This window comes from Roseomonas populi, assembly GCF_024594815.1.
In the GTDB taxonomy this organism is placed as follows: domain Bacteria; phylum Pseudomonadota; class Alphaproteobacteria; order Acetobacterales; family Acetobacteraceae; genus Roseomonas; species Roseomonas populi.
Genome location: NZ_JANJOU010000036.1, coordinates 1 through 19160 on the forward strand (window position 1 = coordinate 1; position 19160 = coordinate 19160).

19 protein-coding genes and 1 tRNA gene are annotated in these 19160 nt (G+C 71.6%); 11 read left to right on the top strand and 9 right to left on the bottom strand.

Translation table 11 applies throughout. From position 1 onward, the window contains the following. Positions 1-159: 159 nt before the first annotated feature. The gene (locus NRP21_RS26045) at positions 160-1287 is read right to left on the bottom strand and encodes a PA0069 family radical SAM protein (protein WP_257719166.1); all 1128 of its coding nucleotides are present in this window, start codon (positions 1285-1287) and stop codon (positions 160-162) included. Positions 1288-1785: 498 nt separating this feature from the next. Here NRP21_RS26045 and NRP21_RS26050 point away from each other — a divergent pair, with 498 nt between their 5' ends. The 3 genes from NRP21_RS26050 to NRP21_RS26060 all read left to right on the top strand — a co-directional run bounded on the left by NRP21_RS26050 (position 1786) and on the right by NRP21_RS26060 (position 4377). Then, positions 1786-3357 (top strand): tetratricopeptide repeat protein, encoded by a 1572-nt coding sequence (locus NRP21_RS26050; RefSeq protein WP_257719167.1) that lies wholly within the window; start codon positions 1786-1788, stop codon positions 3355-3357. 14 nt (positions 3358-3371) lie between these two features. Further along, positions 3372-4247 (top strand): 4-(cytidine 5'-diphospho)-2-C-methyl-D-erythritol kinase, encoded by an 876-nt coding sequence (locus tag NRP21_RS26055; protein WP_257719208.1) that lies wholly within the window; start codon positions 3372-3374, stop codon positions 4245-4247. 55 nt (positions 4248-4302) lie between these two features. Further along, positions 4303-4377, top strand: a tRNA-Gln gene (locus NRP21_RS26060). Positions 4378-4965: 588 nt separating this feature from the next. Here the strand turns inward: NRP21_RS26060 and NRP21_RS26065 are convergent. The 3 genes from NRP21_RS26065 to NRP21_RS26075 are packed head-to-tail and all read right to left on the bottom strand — an operon-like array spanning position 4966 to position 6334. Next, positions 4966-5406 (bottom strand): c-type cytochrome, encoded by a 441-nt coding sequence (locus NRP21_RS26065; protein ID WP_257719168.1) that lies wholly within the window; start codon positions 5404-5406, stop codon positions 4966-4968. Positions 5407-5445: 39 nt separating this feature from the next. Next, on the bottom strand, positions 5446-5922 hold the full coding sequence (locus NRP21_RS26070; protein WP_257719169.1) for a GlcG/HbpS family heme-binding protein: 477 nt from the start codon (positions 5920-5922) through the stop codon (positions 5446-5448). Positions 5923-5962: 40 nt separating this feature from the next. Next, a complete protein-coding gene (locus NRP21_RS26075) occupies positions 5963-6334 on the bottom strand; it encodes a DUF983 domain-containing protein (RefSeq protein ID WP_257719170.1) in 372 nt (123 codons plus the stop codon). Positions 6335-6445: 111 nt separating this feature from the next. Between NRP21_RS26075 and NRP21_RS26080 the strand changes: the two genes are divergently transcribed. From NRP21_RS26080 to NRP21_RS26105, 6 genes are all read left to right on the top strand, one after another. After that, positions 6446-7855: an aminotransferase-like domain-containing protein gene (locus NRP21_RS26080; protein ID WP_257719171.1), complete on the top strand. Its 1410-nt coding sequence runs from the start codon at positions 6446-6448 to the stop codon at positions 7853-7855. Between the two features lie 235 nt (positions 7856-8090). Beyond that, positions 8091-9176 (top strand): major royal jelly family protein, encoded by a 1086-nt coding sequence (locus NRP21_RS26085; protein WP_257719172.1) that lies wholly within the window; start codon positions 8091-8093, stop codon positions 9174-9176. 146 nt (positions 9177-9322) lie between these two features. Beyond that, entirely contained in the window at positions 9323-10498 is a 1176-nt protein-coding gene (locus tag NRP21_RS26090) for a major royal jelly family protein (protein WP_257719173.1), read from the top strand. A 50-nt stretch (positions 10499-10548) separates the two neighbouring features. Further along, positions 10549-11079: a cupin domain-containing protein gene (locus NRP21_RS26095; RefSeq protein ID WP_257719174.1), complete on the top strand. Its 531-nt coding sequence runs from the start codon at positions 10549-10551 to the stop codon at positions 11077-11079. A 27-nt stretch (positions 11080-11106) separates the two neighbouring features. Then, positions 11107-11532 carry a cupin domain-containing protein gene (locus tag NRP21_RS26100; protein WP_257719175.1) on the top strand — a complete coding sequence of 142 codons (426 nt, stop codon included), beginning with the start codon at positions 11107-11109 and terminating at the stop codon, positions 11530-11532. A 25-nt stretch (positions 11533-11557) separates the two neighbouring features. Continuing rightward, positions 11558-12094, top strand: a complete 537-nt coding sequence (locus tag NRP21_RS26105) for an ester cyclase (protein ID WP_257719176.1) — start codon at positions 11558-11560, stop codon at positions 12092-12094. A 92-nt stretch (positions 12095-12186) separates the two neighbouring features. On the opposite strand, the gene NRP21_RS26110 is transcribed toward NRP21_RS26105, so the two are convergent. The 5 genes from NRP21_RS26110 to NRP21_RS26130 form a co-directional block, all read right to left on the bottom strand. Beyond that, complete coding sequence (locus tag NRP21_RS26110; protein ID WP_257719209.1) at positions 12187-13014, bottom strand: alpha/beta fold hydrolase; 828 nt, start codon at positions 13012-13014, stop codon at positions 12187-12189. A 241-nt stretch (positions 13015-13255) separates the two neighbouring features. Beyond that, entirely contained in the window at positions 13256-14260 is a 1005-nt protein-coding gene (gene tehA, locus NRP21_RS26115; RefSeq protein ID WP_257719177.1) for a dicarboxylate transporter/tellurite-resistance protein TehA, read from the bottom strand. An 8-nt stretch (positions 14261-14268) separates the two neighbouring features. After that, entirely contained in the window at positions 14269-14997 is a 729-nt protein-coding gene (locus tag NRP21_RS26120; protein WP_257719178.1) for a cysteine hydrolase, read from the bottom strand. Positions 14998-15099: 102 nt separating this feature from the next. Next, positions 15100-15819: a hypothetical protein gene (locus NRP21_RS26125; RefSeq protein WP_257719179.1), complete on the bottom strand. Its 720-nt coding sequence runs from the start codon at positions 15817-15819 to the stop codon at positions 15100-15102. Positions 15820-15902: 83 nt separating this feature from the next. Next, positions 15903-16301, bottom strand: a complete 399-nt coding sequence (locus tag NRP21_RS26130; RefSeq protein ID WP_257719180.1) for a tautomerase family protein — start codon at positions 16299-16301, stop codon at positions 15903-15905. A 215-nt stretch (positions 16302-16516) separates the two neighbouring features. On the opposite strand from NRP21_RS26130, the gene NRP21_RS26135 reads away from it, so the two are divergent. Together NRP21_RS26135 and tetH are read left to right on the top strand one after the other, a co-directional pair. Further along, the gene (locus NRP21_RS26135) at positions 16517-18136 is read left to right on the top strand and encodes a serine hydrolase (RefSeq protein WP_257719181.1); all 1620 of its coding nucleotides are present in this window, start codon (positions 16517-16519) and stop codon (positions 18134-18136) included. Positions 18137-18148: 12 nt separating this feature from the next. Continuing rightward, positions 18149-18901, top strand: a complete 753-nt coding sequence (gene tetH, locus NRP21_RS26140; RefSeq protein WP_257719182.1) for a thiosulfate dehydrogenase — start codon at positions 18149-18151, stop codon at positions 18899-18901. Positions 18902-19160: the final 259 nt, after the last annotated feature.

Consider the following 19160-nt stretch of genomic DNA (forward strand, 5'->3'; position numbering starts at 1 on the left):
GCCTCGGCTCGTGGAGCCGAGGCGACTGCAAGGGCAGGAATGGGCCCGAGCGTCAGGCGCCACCCTTCAAGTCAGTCCCCGCGGCAGCCCGATGCAGGTCCAGGAGGCTCAGCCTCCTGGCGGGGGTCCAGGGGGCAGAGCCCCCTGGGGCCGCTCGCCCTACAGCAGTTCCAACTGCCGCGGCTCCACGCCCGGCACCGCGAAGGCGCTGCAATCGAGCGAGCCGTTCTCCCGCGCTCCGTCCAGGCCCAGGCGCTTCATCGCCACGGCGAAGCGGCGGGCGAGCATGTCGGCGTAGGGGCCGGTGCCGGTCTGGCGGATGCCGAAGCGGGAATCGTAGTTCTTCCCGGCGCGGGTCTCGCGCACCAGGGCGAGTACGCGGGCGGCGCGGTCCGGCATGTGGGCGTTCAGCCAGTCCTCGAACATCTGGCGGATCTCGAGGGGCAGGCGGAGGAGAACGTAGCCGGCGGCGCGGGCGCCATGGGCGTGGGCGGCCTCCAGGATCTTCTCCAGTTCCGCGTCGTTCACGCCGGGGATCATGGGGGCGGCGAGAACGCCCACGGGGATGCCGGCGCGGTGCAGCTCCAGCATCGCGGCCAGACGGCGCAGCGGTGTGGCGGCGCGGGGTTCCATGGTGCGGGCCAGGCGGTGGTCCAGCGTGGTGACGGAGAGGCAGACCTGGACGAGGTTGCGCTGCGCCATGCGGGACAGGATGTCCATGTCGCGCAGCACGCCGGCGGACTTGGTGACGATGGTGACGGGGTGGTTGTAGCGGTCCAGCACCTCCAGCACCTGCCGCGTCAGGCCGAGGGTGCGCTCCACCGGCTGGTAGGGATCGGTGTTGGCGCCGAGCGCGATGGGGCGGGGGGTGTAGCCGGGCTTGCGCAGCTCCTTCTCCAGCAGGCTCGCCACCTCGGGCTTGAACTGGAGGCGGGATTCGAAATCCAGGCCGGGGGAAAGGCCAATCCAGGCGTGGGTGGGCCGGGCGTAGCAGTAGATGCAGCCGTGCTCGCAGCCCCGGTAGGGATTGATGGAGCGGTCGAAGCCGAGGTCCGGGCTGTCGTTCCAGGAAAGGGCGGAGCGCGAGGCGTCGCGCGTGAGGGTGGTGGCGAGCGGCGGCAGGTCGGCCATCGCCTCGGCCAGGGTGCCCCAGCCGTCGTCGAAGGCGTCCGCACGGGTCCGCTCGAAGCGATTGGCCGGGTTGGACACGGCGCCGCGGCCGCGCCGGAGGCCCGGCAGGGTGCTGCCACGGTTCAGAAGAGGGCTGCCCAGGCTGCCGTCCGGCATGGTGGCCTCCGATGAGTTCTCTTTGTGTTCCAGGTGATTTGGGGGCAATGCCCCAGGATCGTCAAGAACAACATAAGAACGGATGCGGGAGAATCGTGGTGGGCACTGCAAAGCCGGGCTGGCGGCATCGCCGAAATGCAACACAGCATTCCCCCGCGTGGCCGCGAACAAGGCAAGGCTGGCGTCTCACGGGCAGGTGATCCTACGCTGCGCCGCATGATGGCCTCTGAGGTATCCCTTCGGTCCTTCCTTCTTGCCTCCCCGGGAGGGCGGCCCAGGGGGTGCCAGCATGAATTCCGGCGCGGGTTCGGGCCGGGCGGCCGGGCCGCGCTGCTCGCCGCGGCCCTGCTGGCCGGGTGTGCGGCCGGGGATGGCCCGGGCTCCCCGCCGGCGGCGGAGGAGGCCGGACCCGTCCTGGCCCAGGCCGGCTCCGCCTCCCCCGGGGCCGCGCGGCGCCCTGCCCTTCCGGCAGCGGCGCCCGCACCGGAGCCGCAGGGCGTGTTCGGCGCCTACCTCGCCGGCCGGCTGGCTGCGAATGAGAGCGATGCCGGCGTGGCGGCGGACGCGCTGCTGGCCGCCCTGGGAGCCGAGCCGGACGAGCCGGAGATCCTGACCCGCGCCTTCAATGCCGCCGTGATGGATGGGCGGCCCGAGGCGGTGCGCCTGGCCCGGCGCCTTCCGGAGAGCCAGTTGGCCGCGCTGCTTCTGGCCGGCACCGACGCCCAGGCCGGGCGGTGGGAGCGGGCGGAGGCGCGCATCCGTGCCCTGCCGCGCCAGGGCAGCGCGCAGATCCTGCAGCCGCTGCTGCTCGCCTGGGCCCAGGCGGGGCGCGGCAGCCCGGACCATGCCCTGGCCACGCTGCGGCCTTTCCTGGAGAGCGGCCCGCTGCGCGGCGTAGCGGCGCTGCACGGCGCGATGATCGCCGACATCGCCAGCCGCCCGCGGGATGCGGAGCGCATGATCCGCATCGCCGTGGCGGAGACGGAAGAGCCGAACTTGCGGCTGACCACCATTGCCGCCGGTATCCTGGCCCGGGCGGGGCGGGAAGTGGACGGCGCCCGGCTGTTCGATGCGATGGCGATGGGGGCCGACGACATCGCCCTGGCCGCGGGGCCCGCGGCGCGGCAGGCGGCGCTGTCCGGCCGGGCCGTCGCCTCCCCGGTCGAGGGCATGGCGGAGGCACAGGTGGCGCTGGGGGCGGCGCTGCGCGGCCAGGGGGCGCCGGAGCTCTCCCTTATCCTCGCGCGGCTGGCGCTGCGGCTGCGGCCGGGCTTCGCCCCCGCGCAGATCCTGGCGGCCGAGAGCATGGCGGATGAGCGCCACGTGGCGGGCGCGCTGGCGGTGCTGGAGGGCATCTCCGCGAACGACCAGATGGCGCCCTTCGCCGCGCTGCGCCGGGCCGCGCTCCTCGGCCGCCTCGGCCGGGGGGAGGAGGCCGTGGCCCTGCTGCGGCGCCTGGCCGGGACCTATCCGGAGGCGCCCCAGCCGCAGGTGGCCGTGGCGGACATGATGCGCCGCGAGGGGCGGGGCGCGGAGGCCGTGGCGGCCTACGGCACGGCCATCGGGCGGCTGGGGCAGCCCGGCGCGGCGGACTGGCCGCTGTTCCTCTCCCGCGCCATGGCGCGGGAGCAGGCCGGGGACTGGCCCGGGGCGGAAGCGGACCTGCGCCAGGCGCTGTCCCTCTCGCCCGAGCAGCCCGTGCTGCTGAACCACCTCGCCTATGGCTGGGTGGAGCGCGGCACGCGGCTGCAGGAGGCCAAGGGAATGCTGGAGCGGGCCGTGGCGGCCCGCCCGCAGGACGGGAACATCGCGGACAGCCTGGGCTGGGCGCTGTTCCGCCTGGGCGACCTGAAGGGCGCCATCACCTGGCTGGAGAAGGCGGCGGAACTGGAATCCCGCAACTCCGTCATCAACGACCATCTGGGCGACGCCTACTGGGCCGCCGGGCGGCACGCCGAGGCGCGGTTCCAGTGGCGCCGGGCCCTGGGGCTGGACCCGGAGCCGGGCGAGACCGGGCGCCTGGAGGCGAAGATGCGCGACGGCCTGCCCGCCGCCACCGCACTGCGCTGATCCCCGTGGCACCGATGCTGGCGGAGGCCGGGGCCGACACCCTGGCCGAGGACGCGCCCGCCAAGGTCAACCTGCACCTGCACGTCACCGGGCGCCGGGCGGATGGCTACCACCTGCTGGACAGCCTGGTGGTCTTCGCTGGCGCCGCGGACCGGGTGGCGGCCGCGCCCGGGGAAGGGCTGACCCTTTCCATCGAGGGGCCGGAGGCGGGCGGGCTGGCGGCGGAGCCGGACAACCTCGTGCTGCGGGCCGCGCGCCTGCTGGCGGAGGCGGCGGGACGGCCCCTCCCGGGCGTGGCGCTGCGGCTGGAGAAGCGACTGCCCGTCGCCTCCGGCATCGGCGGCGGCTCGGCCGACGCGGCGGCGGCGATGCGGCTGCTGGACCGCTTCTGGGGGCTGGGGCTGGGCGAAGCGCGGATGCGGGAACTGGCCCTGCGGCTGGGGGCCGACGTGCCGGTCTGCCTGGCCAGCCGCCCCGCCCTGATGCAGGGAATCGGGGAGGTGCTGGCGCCCGCGCCCGCCCTGCCCGCCTTCGGGATGGTGCTGGCCAACCCGCGCCTGGCCGTGGCCACGCCGGCGGTTTTCCGGGCGCGCGGGGGCGGCTTCTCCCCGCCGGCGGCGCTGCCGGCCGGCTGGGCGGACGCGGCGGGGCTGGCGGCCTCCCTCTCGGCCCTGGGGAACGACCTGGAGGCGCCGGCCATCGCCCTGTGCCCGCCCGTGGCCGGGGTGCTGGAGGCGCTGCGCGCCCTGCCCGGGGCGCTGCTGGCGCGCATGAGCGGGTCCGGTGCAACCTGCTTCGCGGTCTTCGCCGATCCGGCCGCTGCCGGGCGGGCGGCCGCCCTCTTGCCGGAGGGCTGGTGGCGCTGGGGCGGCGCGGCGCGCCACCGATAGGGTGGAGAGGGCTTTACGCGGGCCGCGCGGGAGGACATGTTCCGGCCGGCTCCGGTGGGGCGTAGCCAAGCGGTAAGGCAGCGGTTTTTGGTACCGCCATTCCCAGGTTCGAATCCTGGCGCCCCAACCAGCGAAGCGGGTTTCCTTTCTACTTCAGTGTCCTACGTCGGCGATCCAGCCCTTGGAGGCGGCTCGGCGGCCCGTGTCACACATCGATGTCACACAAGACCGTCACACAACGGCCCACCCCGCCCGACAGCGACCGCGGCGTCGCACGACCCACCTCGCCCTGCGGGACGGCCGTTGGATCTGGCGCCGGCGGCTGCCCAGGCGGGTGCTGCGGCACTTTGGGGCTGGCGAACCACCCCGTGGTGCTGGCGCGCGTGGAGCAGGTGATCTCGGCCGCCATGACCGCCTTCACGACTTGGCGTTATCGAGAGCCTGGGTGCTGCGCCCGGACCCGTGGCTCAGATAGCGTTCCCCGATCGCGACGGGGATGACGGAGGACGGCGCCCTGGAGGTGGAGGCAGCCCTGGCCAAGATGATGGCGAGCCGCCTCACCTGATGAGGCATCAACAGTCCTGGGTCCCGAACTACTTCGCCGCGCCGCTCAATGGCTGGCGCGTTCCTAAGTAACGCCGCAACCTTTCCGGCCAGCGTATGTCCGCTATCCAGCATCCGTGTTGCTGCCGCCAAGGGACGTCCCGGGACGGGAAGGCTAGGAGCCCTGACGACCGAGGTAGGCTATGAGGTCCGCCCTTTCCCGCGCGTTGGGCATGCCCGTGAATGTCATTCGGTTGCCCGGCACCAGACCTTGCGGGTTCCTCAGCCAGGCATCCATCCGTTCGGCATCCCACTCGCCACCCGCGGACCGCAGTGCCTGCGTGTAAGCGAAGTTCGGCCGATTGCCCGCGATGGGAGCGCCGAGCACCCCATACAGGTTGGGGCCGTTGAGATCGGGGGCGCCTCGGCCGATGGTGTGGCAGGCGGCGCACTGGCGGAATAGCCGGGCACCGGCCCTGACGTCGGCATCCGCCAGGAGGAGGTTGATCGGACCTTCCGACAGCCGAGGCCGTTCAACCGATCGCTGCCCAGCCCCGAAGTAGAGGCCGCCGATCACCAGGGCCGCGATGCAGCCGAAGGCCAGAGCGGCGCGCATTGTGCGCATTTACGTCACCTGAGTTGCGATGCCCGATGATCACCGCGGCAGCGCGCCCCGGCCCGCTTCGGCAATGGCGACGTCGTGCTGCGGCGTGTCGGCGGAGACGCCGACGGCGCCCACAACCTGCCCGTCGGCCAAGAGTGGAAGGCCGCCCGCCATCATCACGAAGCGCGAGGTGATCGCCGCGGGGCGCCCGCCGTTGATGGCGTCCTCGAAGGCGGCGGTCGGACGGCGGAACATGGCGGCGGTCCGGGCCTTGCCGACGGCGATCTCGGCCGCGGCCGGGCCAGCGCCGTCCAGGCGCTCCATCGCGAGCAGGGCGCCACCCGCATCCGTCACCGCGATGGCGCCGGCCCAGCCCTGCCGGCGCGCCTCGGCCCCGGCCGCCGAGAGGACGGCGCGGGCCGCCTCGAGGTTCAGCACGGGCTGGCGCGGCAGCTCGGCCGCGCCGGCCACGGCACCTGCCAGCATCGGCAGGAGCGTCAGGGCTGCGAAGAAGGTTCGGCGGGACATGCTGGCGCTCCGGATGGGTGAGAGAGGGTGGAGGTAGGGGTTACTGCCGTGCAGTCTCGCGGGTGACGCCCGTCGCCCAGGCAAAGCCGACGGTTGCGCCCTTCATGTAGGGCAGCGTCGCTAAGGTCAGGCCGCCGATCAGCGGCAGCCAGATGGCGAACATGACCCAGAGAGCCGGTTCCCAGGCCTTATCCATCCAGAAGACAAAGGGCACGATGAGGTGCCCGACGAGGAACAGCGTCAGGTAGGGAGGAGCGTCGTCCGAGGGATAGAGCGTGTTGTCACCCCCGCAGACCTCGCAGCTCTCGCTGACCTTCAGGAAGCTGCTGAACAGGCGCCCTTCACCGCATTGCGGGCAGCGCAGGGAAAAGCCGCGCCGGAGGCCGGTGGAGATCTTGGAAGGCTCAGACATTGTGGTTCCCTCTGTCGCTTCCATACCCGCTTGCCATACAATAGAAGATAACATACATACAATGCGCGGGTCAGCTCCCATCATATGCTGATTGTAGGACTTGTTGGCAAGATGGATGTGTCGCACGCGGAGCGCGCCTGGGTGCCGCGGATCGAAGGGGAACAGGGGCCGATCTACCTCGCGATCGCCGATGCGATCGGCGCAGCGGTGGCCAGGGTAGAGCTGCGGCCGGGGGAGCGGCTCCCGACCCATCGCGCGCTCGCCAAGGCTCTCGGCGTCGATCTCACCACCGTCACGCGCGCCTACGCCGAGGCACGGCGGCGGGGCCTGCTCGACGCGCGGGTGGGTCGGGGCACCTTCATCCGTTCCATGGCGCCGTCACCGTCCCTGCAGGCCACCTCGGACGAATTCGTCGACCTCGGCATGAACCTGCCACCGCTCCCGGAGGAGCCGAGGCTCCAGGATCTGCTGCAACAGGGCCTTTCGCGCCTCCTGGGCGGGCAGGAGCCCCGGCGTGTGCTCTCGTACCGCACCGGCGCAGGGACGGCGGATGAACGGGCCGCGGGTGCCCTGTGGCTCCGGCCCGTGCTCGGCGAGGTCGATCCGGGACGCCTGCTCGTCTGCCCCGGCGCACAGCCAGCGCTATTTGCCGCGCTGAGCGCTCTCGCGGAGCCGGGCGACACGGTGCTGGCCGATGAACTCACCTATCCCGGGTTGCGGGCGGTCGCAGAGCAACTCGGCCTCCGGCTGGCCGGGGTGGCGGCGGATGACGAGGGGATGCTGCCCGAGGCCGTGGAGGCCGCTTACGGGGAGAATCGTCCGAAGGCGCTGTATTGTATCCCCACCATCCAGAACCCAACGACGGTGACCATGCCACGGGAGCGGCGCCAGGCCTTGGCAGCGACCGCGCAGCGGCTGGGGCTCCACATCGTTGAGGACGACGCCTATGGGCTTCTCCCATCGCGCCCGCTCCCTGCCATCGCATCCTTCGCGCCCGAGATCACCTATTACATCTCGACCCTGTCGAAGGTCCTCTCCCCTGCCCTGCGGATGGCCTACCTGGTCGCGCCTGGCGGAGCTGGGGTGGAGAGACTTGGTGCGATGCTGCGCGCCAGCGTGCTGATGGCCTCTCCCCTGCTGACGGGATTGTTCGCCGAATGGATGCGGGATGGGACGGCGGGCACGGTCCTCTCAGCGATCCGGAAGGAGAGTGCGGCGAGGCAGCGGCTGGCCCGGGAACTGCTGCCCCGCGCATCGTTCAGCGCCCACCCCGAGGGGCTGCACCTCTGGCTCCGGCTGCCGCCCCGGTGGAATCGGCTGGACTTCACGTCCCACCTTCGTCGCCAGGGTGGGCTTGGGGTCGTTCCGAGCGATGCCTTCTCGCTCGTTGCCCCCGCGCCGGACTCTGTCCGGGTTTCGCTGGGCGCCGCTGCGAACCGGGACGACCTCCGGCGCGCCATGACCTCTCTCGCTATCGGGCTGGACAGGGGGGGCTCGCCTCACTTCGCCGCCGTTGTCTGACCGGAGGGTCTTTATGATGCCGGGATGAAGCGGCGTCGCGCGAGTTGCAGGTGCTCGGCTGGCAGCCTGCTGACACTGCTTTCCAACTTCAGCGCTCTGTCGGAAACATCGGTCCACGCAAGACGGGATGTGGATCACGTCATAACGGCAGCCATCTCGCGCGGCGCATCGGTGCAAGAGCGGGCGGCCCCTGCTCCCTACGTTCCGGGACATGAGCAGCATCCTGGAGCGCGCGATGCCCCGTCGCGATGTCCTTGCCATTCCTGCCGCAGCCCTGGCGTGCGACGCCGCCCTGGCGCGGCCGGATATGCTGGTGCCCGTGGCCGAGAGCCGCGGCATGATCTGGAACGCGGTCGCGGTGGATCGCGGGCGCGTCTTCGTCGCTGGTCCGCGCTGGACGGGCTCGCAGGGCCCTGCGCTGGGTCTGCTGGAGGCGGACGGGACCATTCGCCCCTACCCCGACGCCGCATGGAACGGCTGGACGCGGGAGCGGGAATCGGCCGAGGCCTTCGTGAACGTCAACGCCGTCCACATGGACGGGCGCGGCGGCCTCTGGGTCGTGGACACGGGCTCCCCCGACTTCGGCGGCGACCCGCTGCCAGGCGGCGCCAAGCTCGTGCGCATCGACCTGACGACCGACCGGGTCAGCCGCGTCGTCCCACTCGGACCGCAGATCGCGCGGCCTGGCAGCTACGTGGACGACGTGCGCATCCGCGGCGAGACCGCCTACCTCACCGATGCGGGCCGCCCCGGGCTGATCGTGCTCGACCTTCGCGACGGCAACGCGCGGCGCGTGCTGGAAGGGCACCCCTCCACCATCGCGCCGGAGGGCCGCGCGGCCGTACTGGATGGCCAGCCCGTGCGCGCACCGGATGGAGGCGTCCTGCGCGTGCACGTCGATCCGTTGGAGCTGACGCCGGATGGGAGCTGGCTTCTCTACGGGCCACTGACCGGCCCGTGGTCACGCATCGAGACGCGCCTGCTGGACGACCCCTCCATACCACCCGCCGAGTTGGGCGCCCGGGTGGAGCCCTGGGCCGACCTGCCGCCAGTGGGGGGCACGGCGATGGACGGCAACGGCGACCTCTACTTCACCGACCTTGCGGAGGACGCGCTGAAGCGGCTCGACCGCGACGGCCGGATCACCACGGTGCTGCGCGACCCGCGGCTACACTGGGTGGACGCGCCCTTCATCGGCGCGGACCGCAATATCTGGCTGCCCGTGCCCCAGATGGACCGCGTAGCCCTGTTCAACGGCGGACAGGCGCGCACCCGCTGGCCGGTCCAGCTCTTCCGGCTGCCGCTGGACCAACCGGGCTGAGCCGCCGGAACCGGCAGAGCTTCATATGCTTGGTATCGGAACCACGCGTTCTCCTTCTTGCGTTCCTACGCCCACCTTCGCGGCGGGAAAGCGGGCGGGGCGCCCGGCCACCCCGGGCCAACAGGCAATCGAGAGAGGTCATGCTGATGACGATGTCCACGCGGCTGGGCCTGGCTGGCTTGGCCCTGGCCCTGGCCACCCCCGTGGTCCTGGCCCAGGCACCGCGCCCCGAAGCCTTCCCGGCGGAGCGCAACACTGGCGCCATCGAGCCGGTCTTCGCCTTCCGCAACGGCCCGATGCCGACCGGCGTCACCGTCTCCGCGCGCGGCCGCATTTTCGTGAACTTCCCGAAATGGGGCGACGAGGTGCCCTTCACCGTGGGCGAGATCCGCGACGGCCGCGTGGTGGCCTTCCCGGATGCCGCCATCAACCGCACCGACGAGCGGCGCCCGGGCGAGACGCTGCTGAGCGTGCAGAGCGTGGTGGTGGACGCCGCCGACCGGCTCTGGATCCTCGACACCGCCGCGCCCGGCTTCGCGCGGCCCGTAGCTGGTGGCGCGAAGCTCGTCGCGGTGGACCTGGCGACGGACAGGGTCGTGCGCACCATCGTGCTGCCGGAAGACGTGGTGCTGCCCACCACCTACGTGAACGACGTGCGCTTCGACCTGCGTCAGGGGCGTGCCGGGGTCGCCTACATCACGGACTCGTCCACCTCCGGCCCTGGGGGGATCATCGTTGTCGACCTCGACAGCGGCGAGGCGTGGCGGCACCTGACGGGCCATCCCTCCACCTCCCCGGACCCGGCCTTCGTGCCGGTGGTGGAGGGCGAGACGATGGCCGCGCGTGAAGCGGGCAGGCCGCCCGCGCCCTTCCGCGTGGCCTCCGACGGGATCGCGCTCTCAGCGGATGGGGAGACGCTGTACTTCTGCCCGCTCTCCAGCCGCCACCTCTTCTCCGTGCCCACGGCGATGCTGCGCGACCGGCACGCGGCGCCGGAGGCCGTGGCGGCGGCGGTGCGGGACCTCGGCGAGAAGGGCGCCTCGGACGGGCTGGAGGCGGACGATAAGGGCCGTGTCTATGCCGGCGACTACGAGCACAACAGCATCCGCCAACGCGGCACGGACGGCCAGTGGCGCACGATCGCGCACGACCCGCGCATCCTCTGGCCGGACACGCTCTCCGTCGCGCGGGACGGCCACCTCTACTTCACCGCCAACCAGCTTCAGCGCCAGGCGGTGTTCCACGAGGGGCGGGACCTGCGGACGAAGCCCTACCTCCTCTTCCGCGTCCGAATCGAGGCCGGGCCGGTGGCGCTGCGGTGAGCGGCCCGGACGAGGTCCTGCGGGGCGGGAACCCTTCGAGGAGGCGCGTGATGCGGAGCTTGGCCGCCGGCAGTGCCGGTATCGTCCTCGCGGCGGAAACCGGCACGGCGGGAGCGCAGCCCTCGCCGGCCGGGGCGCCGGCGATCCTCGCGCCGCAGCTAGGCGGCGAAAACGTCTCGGCCGCGCCGGGCCGCGGACTGCTGCCCGCTGTCAGCGTGCATGTCGGCGCCGTACCGATGCTGTTCGGGCTGGACGAGCAGCCGATGGAGAGGATGTCGCCCCTGATCGGCCGGCAATACCTCAGCGGCGCCGGCGCCACCTTCTGCAAGTGGACGATGAGCAAGGGCGCGGTGGTGCCGCTGCACCACCACGCGAACGAGCAGATCACCTGGATCACGCAAGGGCGCGCCGAAGTCTTCTCCCAAGGCCGGCGCTTCGTGATGACGGCGGGCGCGCTGCTCATCATTCCGCCCAACGTGCCGCACGAGTTCCTCTTCACCGAGGATACAATCGACATCGACATCTTCACCCCGCAGCGCCAGGACTGGCTGGACGGCACGGCGGGCTACTACACGCGCTGAACACCTATCCCGGACAGGAGAGCACCCGTGCCCAACGATACCACGCCATCCCATGGCCGCTTCGACCTCGCCGCCATCGCAAGGAGCTTTCCCGAGACGGCGGACACGCTCCTCCTGGACCGCTACCTGACGAGGGAGGAGGCGGCGAGCGCGCGCGTCTTCCGCGTCTATCGCGGCACGCCGCCGCACTACCACGCGACCTGCGACGAGTACCTCTACGTCCTCTCGGGACGCGGCACCTTCTGGATGGAGAGCGCGGACACGCAGGAGGAGTTCGGGCCGGGCCAGCTCCTCTTCTTCCGGCGCGGCACGGTGCACGCCCTGCCGGACATCCTGGAGGGGCCGGTCGTCTTCTTCTCGGTGGACACGCCGCGGCGCGACCCGAAGGACATCATCTTCATCAACCCGGCGGACGGCACACCGGAGAGCTTCATCCGCCAGCAGGGGCAGTGAGCCCCGCCCGCAAGAGGTCCATGTCATGGCATCGACGCTGAGATCCGCCCCGGTCCTGGCCGGGCTTCTCCTCCCGGCCGCGCTGCCCGCCGCCGCGCAGGGCGTGCCGGTGAAGGAGGTGGTCGTCGCCGCCGCGCCCTCCCCCGCGCAGCGCGCGGGCGTGGAGAAGGCGGCGCGCGCCTTCTACGACTTCTGGAACACGGGCGATGCGGCGCTGCTGCGGGAGGCGCTCTCCCCCGCCTTCACCGACCACACCCTGCCGCCCGGCCGGCCGCAGGGGCCGGAGGGCCCGGCCTTCGCCTCCCGCAACTTCCGCGGGGCCGTGCCGGACCTGCGCGTCTCGATCGAGAAGATGATCATCGCCGGCGACTACGTGACGGTGCACATGCACTTCACCGGCCACTTCACCGGCCGCATGGGCGACGCCGCGGGCCAGGGCCAGCCGATCGACTTCATCGCGACCGACCTGATCCGCGTGACGGATGACCGCGTCACCGACAACTGGCACATCGAGGACAACCTGACGCTGTTGCAGCAGATGGGCCTCGTGCCGAAGCCCTGAGGGGGCGGCGGCCCCGAGAGGCCAGGCCGCCCCCTCGGGGCAGACGCCGGCAAGGGCGGCTTCCCCCTGGGGACGCCGCCCTTGCCGTGCGCTCAGCCCTTGATGAAGGCGAGCAGGTCGGCGTTGATCACGTCGGCATGGGTGGTGGCCATGCCGTGGGGGTAGCCGGGGTAGGTCTTCAGCGTGCCGTGCCGCAGCAGCTTGATCCCGATCCGGGCGGAGTCGTCGATCGGCACGATCTGGTCGTCCTCGCCGTGCAGCAGCAGCACCGGCACCTCGATCCGCTTCAGGTCCTCCGTGAAGTCGGTCTCGGAGAAGGCCTTGATGCACTCGTAATGGGCCTGGGCGCTGCCCATCATGCCCTGGCGCCACCAGTTGTCCACGACGCCGGGGATGGTCTCGGTGCCCTGGCGGTTGAAGCCGTAGAAGGGGCCTGCGGGAACGTCGCGGAAGAACTGGGCGCGGTTGGCGACCAGGGCCTTGCGAAAGCCGTCGAACACCTCGATCGGCAGGCCGCCGGGGTTGGAGGCGCTCTTGACCATGACCGGCGGCACGGCGCCGATCAGCACGGCCTTGGCCACGCGCCCGTTGCCGCCGTGCCGCGCCACGTAGCGCGCCACCTCGCCCCCGCCGGTGGAGTGGCCGACATGGATGGCGCCCTTGAGGTCGAGATGCGCCGCCAGCGCCGCGACGTCGGCGGCGTAGGTGTCCATCTCATGCCCCTTGGGCGACTGGCTGGACCGCCCGTGGCCGCGCCGGTCATGCGCGATCACGCGATAGCCCTGGGACAGGAAGAACAGCATCTGCGCGTCCCAGTCGTCCGCACTCAGCGGCCAACCGTGGTGGAACACAACCGGCGTGCCCGATCCCCAGTCCTTGTAGAAGATCTGGGTGCCGTCCTGCGTGGTGACGAAGCTCATCGTCCTGCGTCCTTCGCTGTGGGTGGTGGGGGTGGCCGGGTGCCGGGCCGTCTGCGCCAGCGCCGCGCCGGGAATGGTGCCCGCCGCGACCGCGGCGGCCCCGGCCAGGATCGCGTCGCGCCGGGTGATCCCGGCGGACATCGTGTCCTTCTCGTTCATATCGCTTCTCCTGCGCGGTGCCGTCCTGCGGCCCAGGGCGTCATGCCTTGCCCGGGCGTGCCGGTCTTGGACGGATCGGCTGTTACGGCCGGGCCGGGGGCGTGCCGCCATCCGCCGGGACGGGCACCGCCAGCGGCCTCCGCTCCAGCTTCAGCCCGCCCCGGAACAACAGGGCCAGCGTGGCGACCGCCAGCAGCCCGATGGCGATGTTGGAGCCGAGGAAGATCAGCGGCGCCAGAGTGGCGACCGCGCCGCCATCGCCCCGCCCGACCATGATCAGCGCGGCGTTGGCCAGGGCCGTGGCGCCGAAGCTGAAGGCCCAGTAGGCGGGAGTGAAGGGCTGTTCCCGGATCCAGGGCAGCAGCCGCAGCAGCAGCAGCGCCTGGAGCAGCCCGTAGCCGAGCAGCGCGTGCGCCAGCACGTCCGGCGGCCCAGAGGTTACAGAGAGGTAGCACACCGCCCCCACCACCGGCGGCGCGAGCTGGATGCCGAGCGTCGGCCGCAGCGGCGCCGGCATGGCCGGGCCGTGATACAGCCGGTGGAGCAGCACGGATTCAATCGCCAGCCAGGAGAAGAGCCCGGCCCCGAAGGCGAGCTGCCCCCAGTCCGGGTAGCCCAGCGCCGCCGCGCCCGTACCGGTGACGAAGGAACCCGCCACCGCCGGCAGGTAGAGGATCGCCGTGGTCGCGCCCGCCTCCCGCTCCCCATGCCAGAGCTGGCCGGAGCGCCAGAGGGCGAAGATGAGGGTGACGGCGGCGCCGACCGCGTAAAGGAGGATGGCGGCCGCGTGGGAGAGAGGGAGCAGGGCGGCGGCGACGAGCATGGTCGCGACCCCCGAGAGGCCGGCGAAGCAGCACTGCACGGGGTGGGCGATCTCGGCCAGCGCGGCATCGCGGGCGAGCATCCATTTCGCGCCATAGAGCAGGACGAGGACGGCCCAGACGAGGATACCGAGGGCCATCAGCACCTCCCCAAGGGCCGCGGGTAGGCCCCAGACCCGGTGCGCCAGGCGCCAGCCGCCCCCGAGCCCGACGAGGCCGAGGACGATGCCGAAGAAGGAGGCGGGGACGAGGGGAAGGGATCGCATGGCGGGCCTCACGCGGCGGCCCTGGCGCGGCCCTGGGCCAGCCGGTCCACCGCCTCATCCGTGTACCAGACCGCGCTGGCGAGCCAGCGGAAGTTGGTCAGGGCGGCGAGGTAGCCATCGCCTTCCGGGATCTTGCTGGCAGCGGTGGCGTCGCGCACCACCGCAACCTCGAAGCCCTTCTCCACGAGGTCGCGCAGGTGCGACTCCACGCAGTAGTTCGCGGCCATGCCGGCGAGGATCACCTGGTCGATCCGCTTCTTCCGCAATTGGAAAACCACGTCGTTCGTCTGCGGCCCGGCGATCTTGTGGGGGGAGCAGACGATCGTCTGGCCGTCCTGGATGAGGGACCTGAACTCCGGCATCCAGTCCGCGCCCGAGCCGTCGAAGCCCTCCAGCGAGAGGGGATCGCGGCGGTCGAACATCCGCAGCTTGTGCATCAGCGTCTCGCCCGTGGCGGCGAAGCTCCAGCGATGGTCGAAGGGGTAGTAGTAGTGGGGTGAGATCACCACGGGTATGCCGGCGCGCTTGGCGGCCTCGAAGAGCCGGCCGAGGTTCTCCACCGTGCGGTGCTCGGTGATGCTCTCGCCGAAGACGCCCCAGGCGGCGCCCTGAGGGCTCAGGAAGTCGATCTGCGGGTCCGTGACCAGCAGCGCGGTGCGGCTGAGGTCCAGTTCCATGCCGACGGCCGGCAGGGCGGGGTTCGGCGGATCGGCATAGGCGGGGTTGCGCGGCTGCATGGCGGGCCTCCGGTGCGGGGTTGGGGTGTCCACCCTGCTCCCGCGGCGGGCGGCACCTCTTGGACCGTTGTCCGAGGTCGTGCCGCCCGCCCCGTCCCGGCCTCAGCGCAGTTCGATCCCCGACAGGTCGATGGAGACGACCAGCGGCTCCGGCACCGCCCGCCCGTCCTCTCCGCGCGGGAAGATGCGGCGCCTCGTCGGGAAGGCGATGCCCGACACCTGCGTGTAGGCGCTGATGTAGTGGGCGCCCGGCGTTCCCCCGGCGATCTCGACGTCGTAGTCGTGCCGGCGCAGAAGACCCTCGCCGTCGACGTAAAGGGTCTGGACCGTGCTGTGCGTCGCGATGCCGGGCGGGAAGCGCAAGCGCAGCCGCCGCCAGGTCGCGCCGTCCTCCTCCCAGGGGTCCACCTCCTCGCTCTCTACCCCCGGCCAGGCTAGGAGGAACGGGGTGTTGAGGTAGGTCCACATCGCGCATCCCGCGAAGTAGGCCAGTTGCAGCTCCGTCCAGGGCGTCATCAGGTCGTGCCCGGCAAAGCTGCGCCGAGGCTCCCGCAGCTCCTCCAGCACGGTGCCGTCCGCCGCCTCCAGCGCGACCCGGCCCGGCTCGAACCGGCTCCGGCGCCCGTCCCCGCCGAAGGGCGCGTGGCCCGCCCACTCCTCCCGCAGGCCTGCGGTGACGCGCGTGCGCTCCAGCGTGTGCGGGTGGCCCTTGATCGCCCAGAGGGCGCCGCCCTGGACGAGGTCGGCCGATACGGTGCTGAACGTCTTCCAGCGCTCCAGCCCGCCATGCGCGTCAATCACGCGCTGCGCCAGTGGGTTCATGCCGGTTCTCCCGAGGTTGCGTGCCGGGAAGCATGGGCGCGGCGCGCATCCCCGGCTTGGCGCCATGGGTCGCGGCGGTGGGCTCAGTGCGACACGCGCTGCATCGCCGCGCGGTCGGCGTTCGTCAGGCCGCCGAAGCCCCAGGCGCCGCCCTCCAGCTCCAGGACCTCGACATAGGCCATCTCGCCGAGGCCGCCTCCCAGCACCTCGCCCAGCATCGCGTAGGTCGCGGCGACGTAGCGCGCCTTTTCCTCCGCCGTGCTGCCACCGGCGTTGATCGTGGTCCGCACATGGGCCGCGATGCCGCCCGGCTGCCCCACGATGCTCCAGCCCCGCCGCGAGGTCTCCTCGACAAGGACGACGATCCAGTCCGCGCGCTTGCGCATGGTCTCCGCCAGGATTCGCCTGGCCTCCTCCTGCAACCGCGCGGTCTGCGTGCCCGTCAGGGCTGTCCCGGCGCACCGGATGTTGATGAACGGCATTCCGCGATCCTCCTGCCCCGCCGCGCTCGCGGCAGGGGTTCCACGGCGGACAGAAATCCGCCCCGTCGCGGGCCGACTTGTCGGAACGTGACCCAACCTGCGCGCGCGAGCGTTGACGGACTGCGGTTCAAGCGATGGCCGCGGAGGATCGCCAGCTTAAGGACACGCGGCGCCCACCCGAAGGCGTCTCGTTCCCCCCGAAGAGAGAAACCGCCATGAAGATCGCCCGAGCCGTGCTCACGCTGGCCCTCGCCACCACCGCTCTCTCGCCGATCGGATCGGCTTTCGCGCAGGCGCCGCAGGCCTCCGGCATCCCGATCGTGCGTGGCGACGCGCGGCTCCAGGACCGTGGCGTCTACATCGATCAATTAATCGCCGACTTCATCGCCAAGTATCAACTCCCCGGTCTGACAATGGCAATCGTCCAGGCCCCCTACATCCCGCGCTCCGCAGGCTACGGCAGGACGAGCCTCGACCACGATGAGCTCGCCTCCACCCGCACGCTGTGGAACGTGGGGCCGATCACCCAGGCCTTCACCGCCGTCGCCGTGATGCAGCTGAAGGAGCGCGGCGCGCTCCGGCTCGAGGACCCGATCGGGAAGTTCGTGGACGGGCTGCCGGCCGCCTGGCGCGCGGTGACCGTGATGGAGCTGCTGCAGCACGCCTCCGGCATCCCCGACTACCGCGAGGCGATGGATGCCGGCCGCCGCTACGCGCCGCGCGACCTCATCGGCCTCGTCGCCGCGAAGCCGATGCTGTTCGAGCACGGCACGGAGGCGCGGCTGAGCGCGACGAACTCCACGCTTCTCGCCATGGCCGTCGAGCGTGCCAGCGGCATGAGCTACCACGAGTTCGTCCGCAAGAACCAGATCGAGGTGGAGGGGCTGACGGCGACGATGTACGCCGCCGATTTCGCGGAGCGGGCGGCGGTGGACCGGCCGGTGCCGACGCCGGCGCACGACAACCAGCACTCCCGCTTCAAGTCGGACGCCCGCTTCATCAACCCGGTGGAGCCGGCCACCGGCTACCAGCTCGTGAACGGGCGCATGGCCGCCGTGACGCCGGAGAGCTCCGCCAACCTGTTCGGCTTCGGCGACCTCTGGTCCTCGGCCGAGGACATCAGCAAGTGGGACATCGGCCTTGCCGGCTCCACCCTGATCCGAGAGGCGGCGAATCGCGACGTGATCTACAAGCCCACACGGCTGGCCAACGGCACGGTGGTGCCCGCCATGGCCGGCTGGGAGTTCACGCACCACCCCGGCTTCATGGAGGTGAAGGGAAATTCCCCGGGCTTCAGCTCCTACCTCAGCCGCTTCACGGAATCGGCCGAGCTGGTCTGCGTGACCCTGCTGACGAACAAGGAGGGCGTGGACCTGACAGTGCTCGCGCGCCAGATCGCGGCCGCCTACAAGGACGACCTCGGCCCGGTGTTCTCCAACCGCGGCCTCGTGGCGCAGGAGAGCAAATTCGGCGCGGCGGAGACGGTCGCGCGGATCCAGGCCGGACTCGCCGCCGGCAACGTCCCGGTTTTCGCCACGGTCGATCACGCAGCGAATGCGCGCGGCGTGGGCGAGACGCTGCGGCCGACGACCGTCATCACCTTCGGCAATCCCCGGGTTGGCACCCGCCTCATGCAGGACGACCAGACCGTCGGCCTGGACCTGCCGCTGCGCGTGCTGGTGTGGGAGGACCCGATGGGGCGCACCTGGATCGGCTACCCGGATCTGGAGGCGCTGGCCGGCCGCTACGGGATCAACGATGCCGCCACCGTTGCCGCGATGGGCAAGGCGATGGAGGCCGTCGTCGACCGCGCCGCCAACGTCTACTCCTATTGAGCGGGGGCAGCGATGAACCTGTCACGGCGCTTAGCCCTACTTGGGTTCGGCGGTGCGGCGGCCCTGGTTGCGGGGCCGTCCGGCGCCGCGGCCGGGCCAGGCGGCCCGGCGCTCGCCGCGCTCTCGCGGCGGCTCGCCGCCGCACCCCGCCGGCGCGGCTTCGCGGCCGTTCCCCTGGTGGTGGATCGGCCGGACCTCTGGGATCACGAGGCGTCCGCCATCCTGCTCGACTACCCGGGCGGGCCGAAGCAGGTGTGGGAGTGCACCGACATCGCCGCCGCCTGGCCGAACCTCATGCGCGAGGCCCTCAACGGCCAGGTCTTTGCGCACGGCCATCCGGATTTCCTGGCGGTGGCCGCCGTGCACGGCACCGCGCATCTGGCGCTGTTCAGCCAGGCGATGTGGGACAAGTACGGGCTGGCCGCGAACACGCGCGGCGTCCTCTCCCGCAACGAGATGATCGTGGAGCGGCAAGGGGTCTCGCCCGAGGACGACATCCAGTTGCCGGACGGCTTCTACGGCCCGGGAAACAACAACATCGTCTCCTTGCAGCGGCGCGGCGCCGTGTTCGTGGCGTGCCATGATTCCATCCACGCCATCGCACGGGGCATCCGCGCCGCGCGGGGAGCGGAGGCCGGGGCGGCCGATGAGGTCGCGGCCGAGCTGACGAACAACCTCATCCCCGGCACGGTCCTCGTGCCGAGCGTCGTCGCCTACCTGGCGGAGGTGCAGCGAGCTGGCTTCACCTACGCCAAGGCCGCCTGAGCTCCCGTCAGGACAGGCGCGGATCTTCGGGCAGCTCCGCCCTTCGCTCTCGCGCGGGGGGCGGATCTCGTCATGACAGCCCCGTTTTCCCGGACCGCTCTCGCGCTCCGTCGCATCCTCCCCGGCAACGGCGCGGCGCAGCCGGACAACTAGGGCCCGTCGCTTCAAGAGCCAGTTCACCGAGCGCCCTACAACACCCCTCGTCCGCGCCCCTCTCCAACCTGCCGGACAAGCGCAACAGCAGGAAAGGGATTCCAGA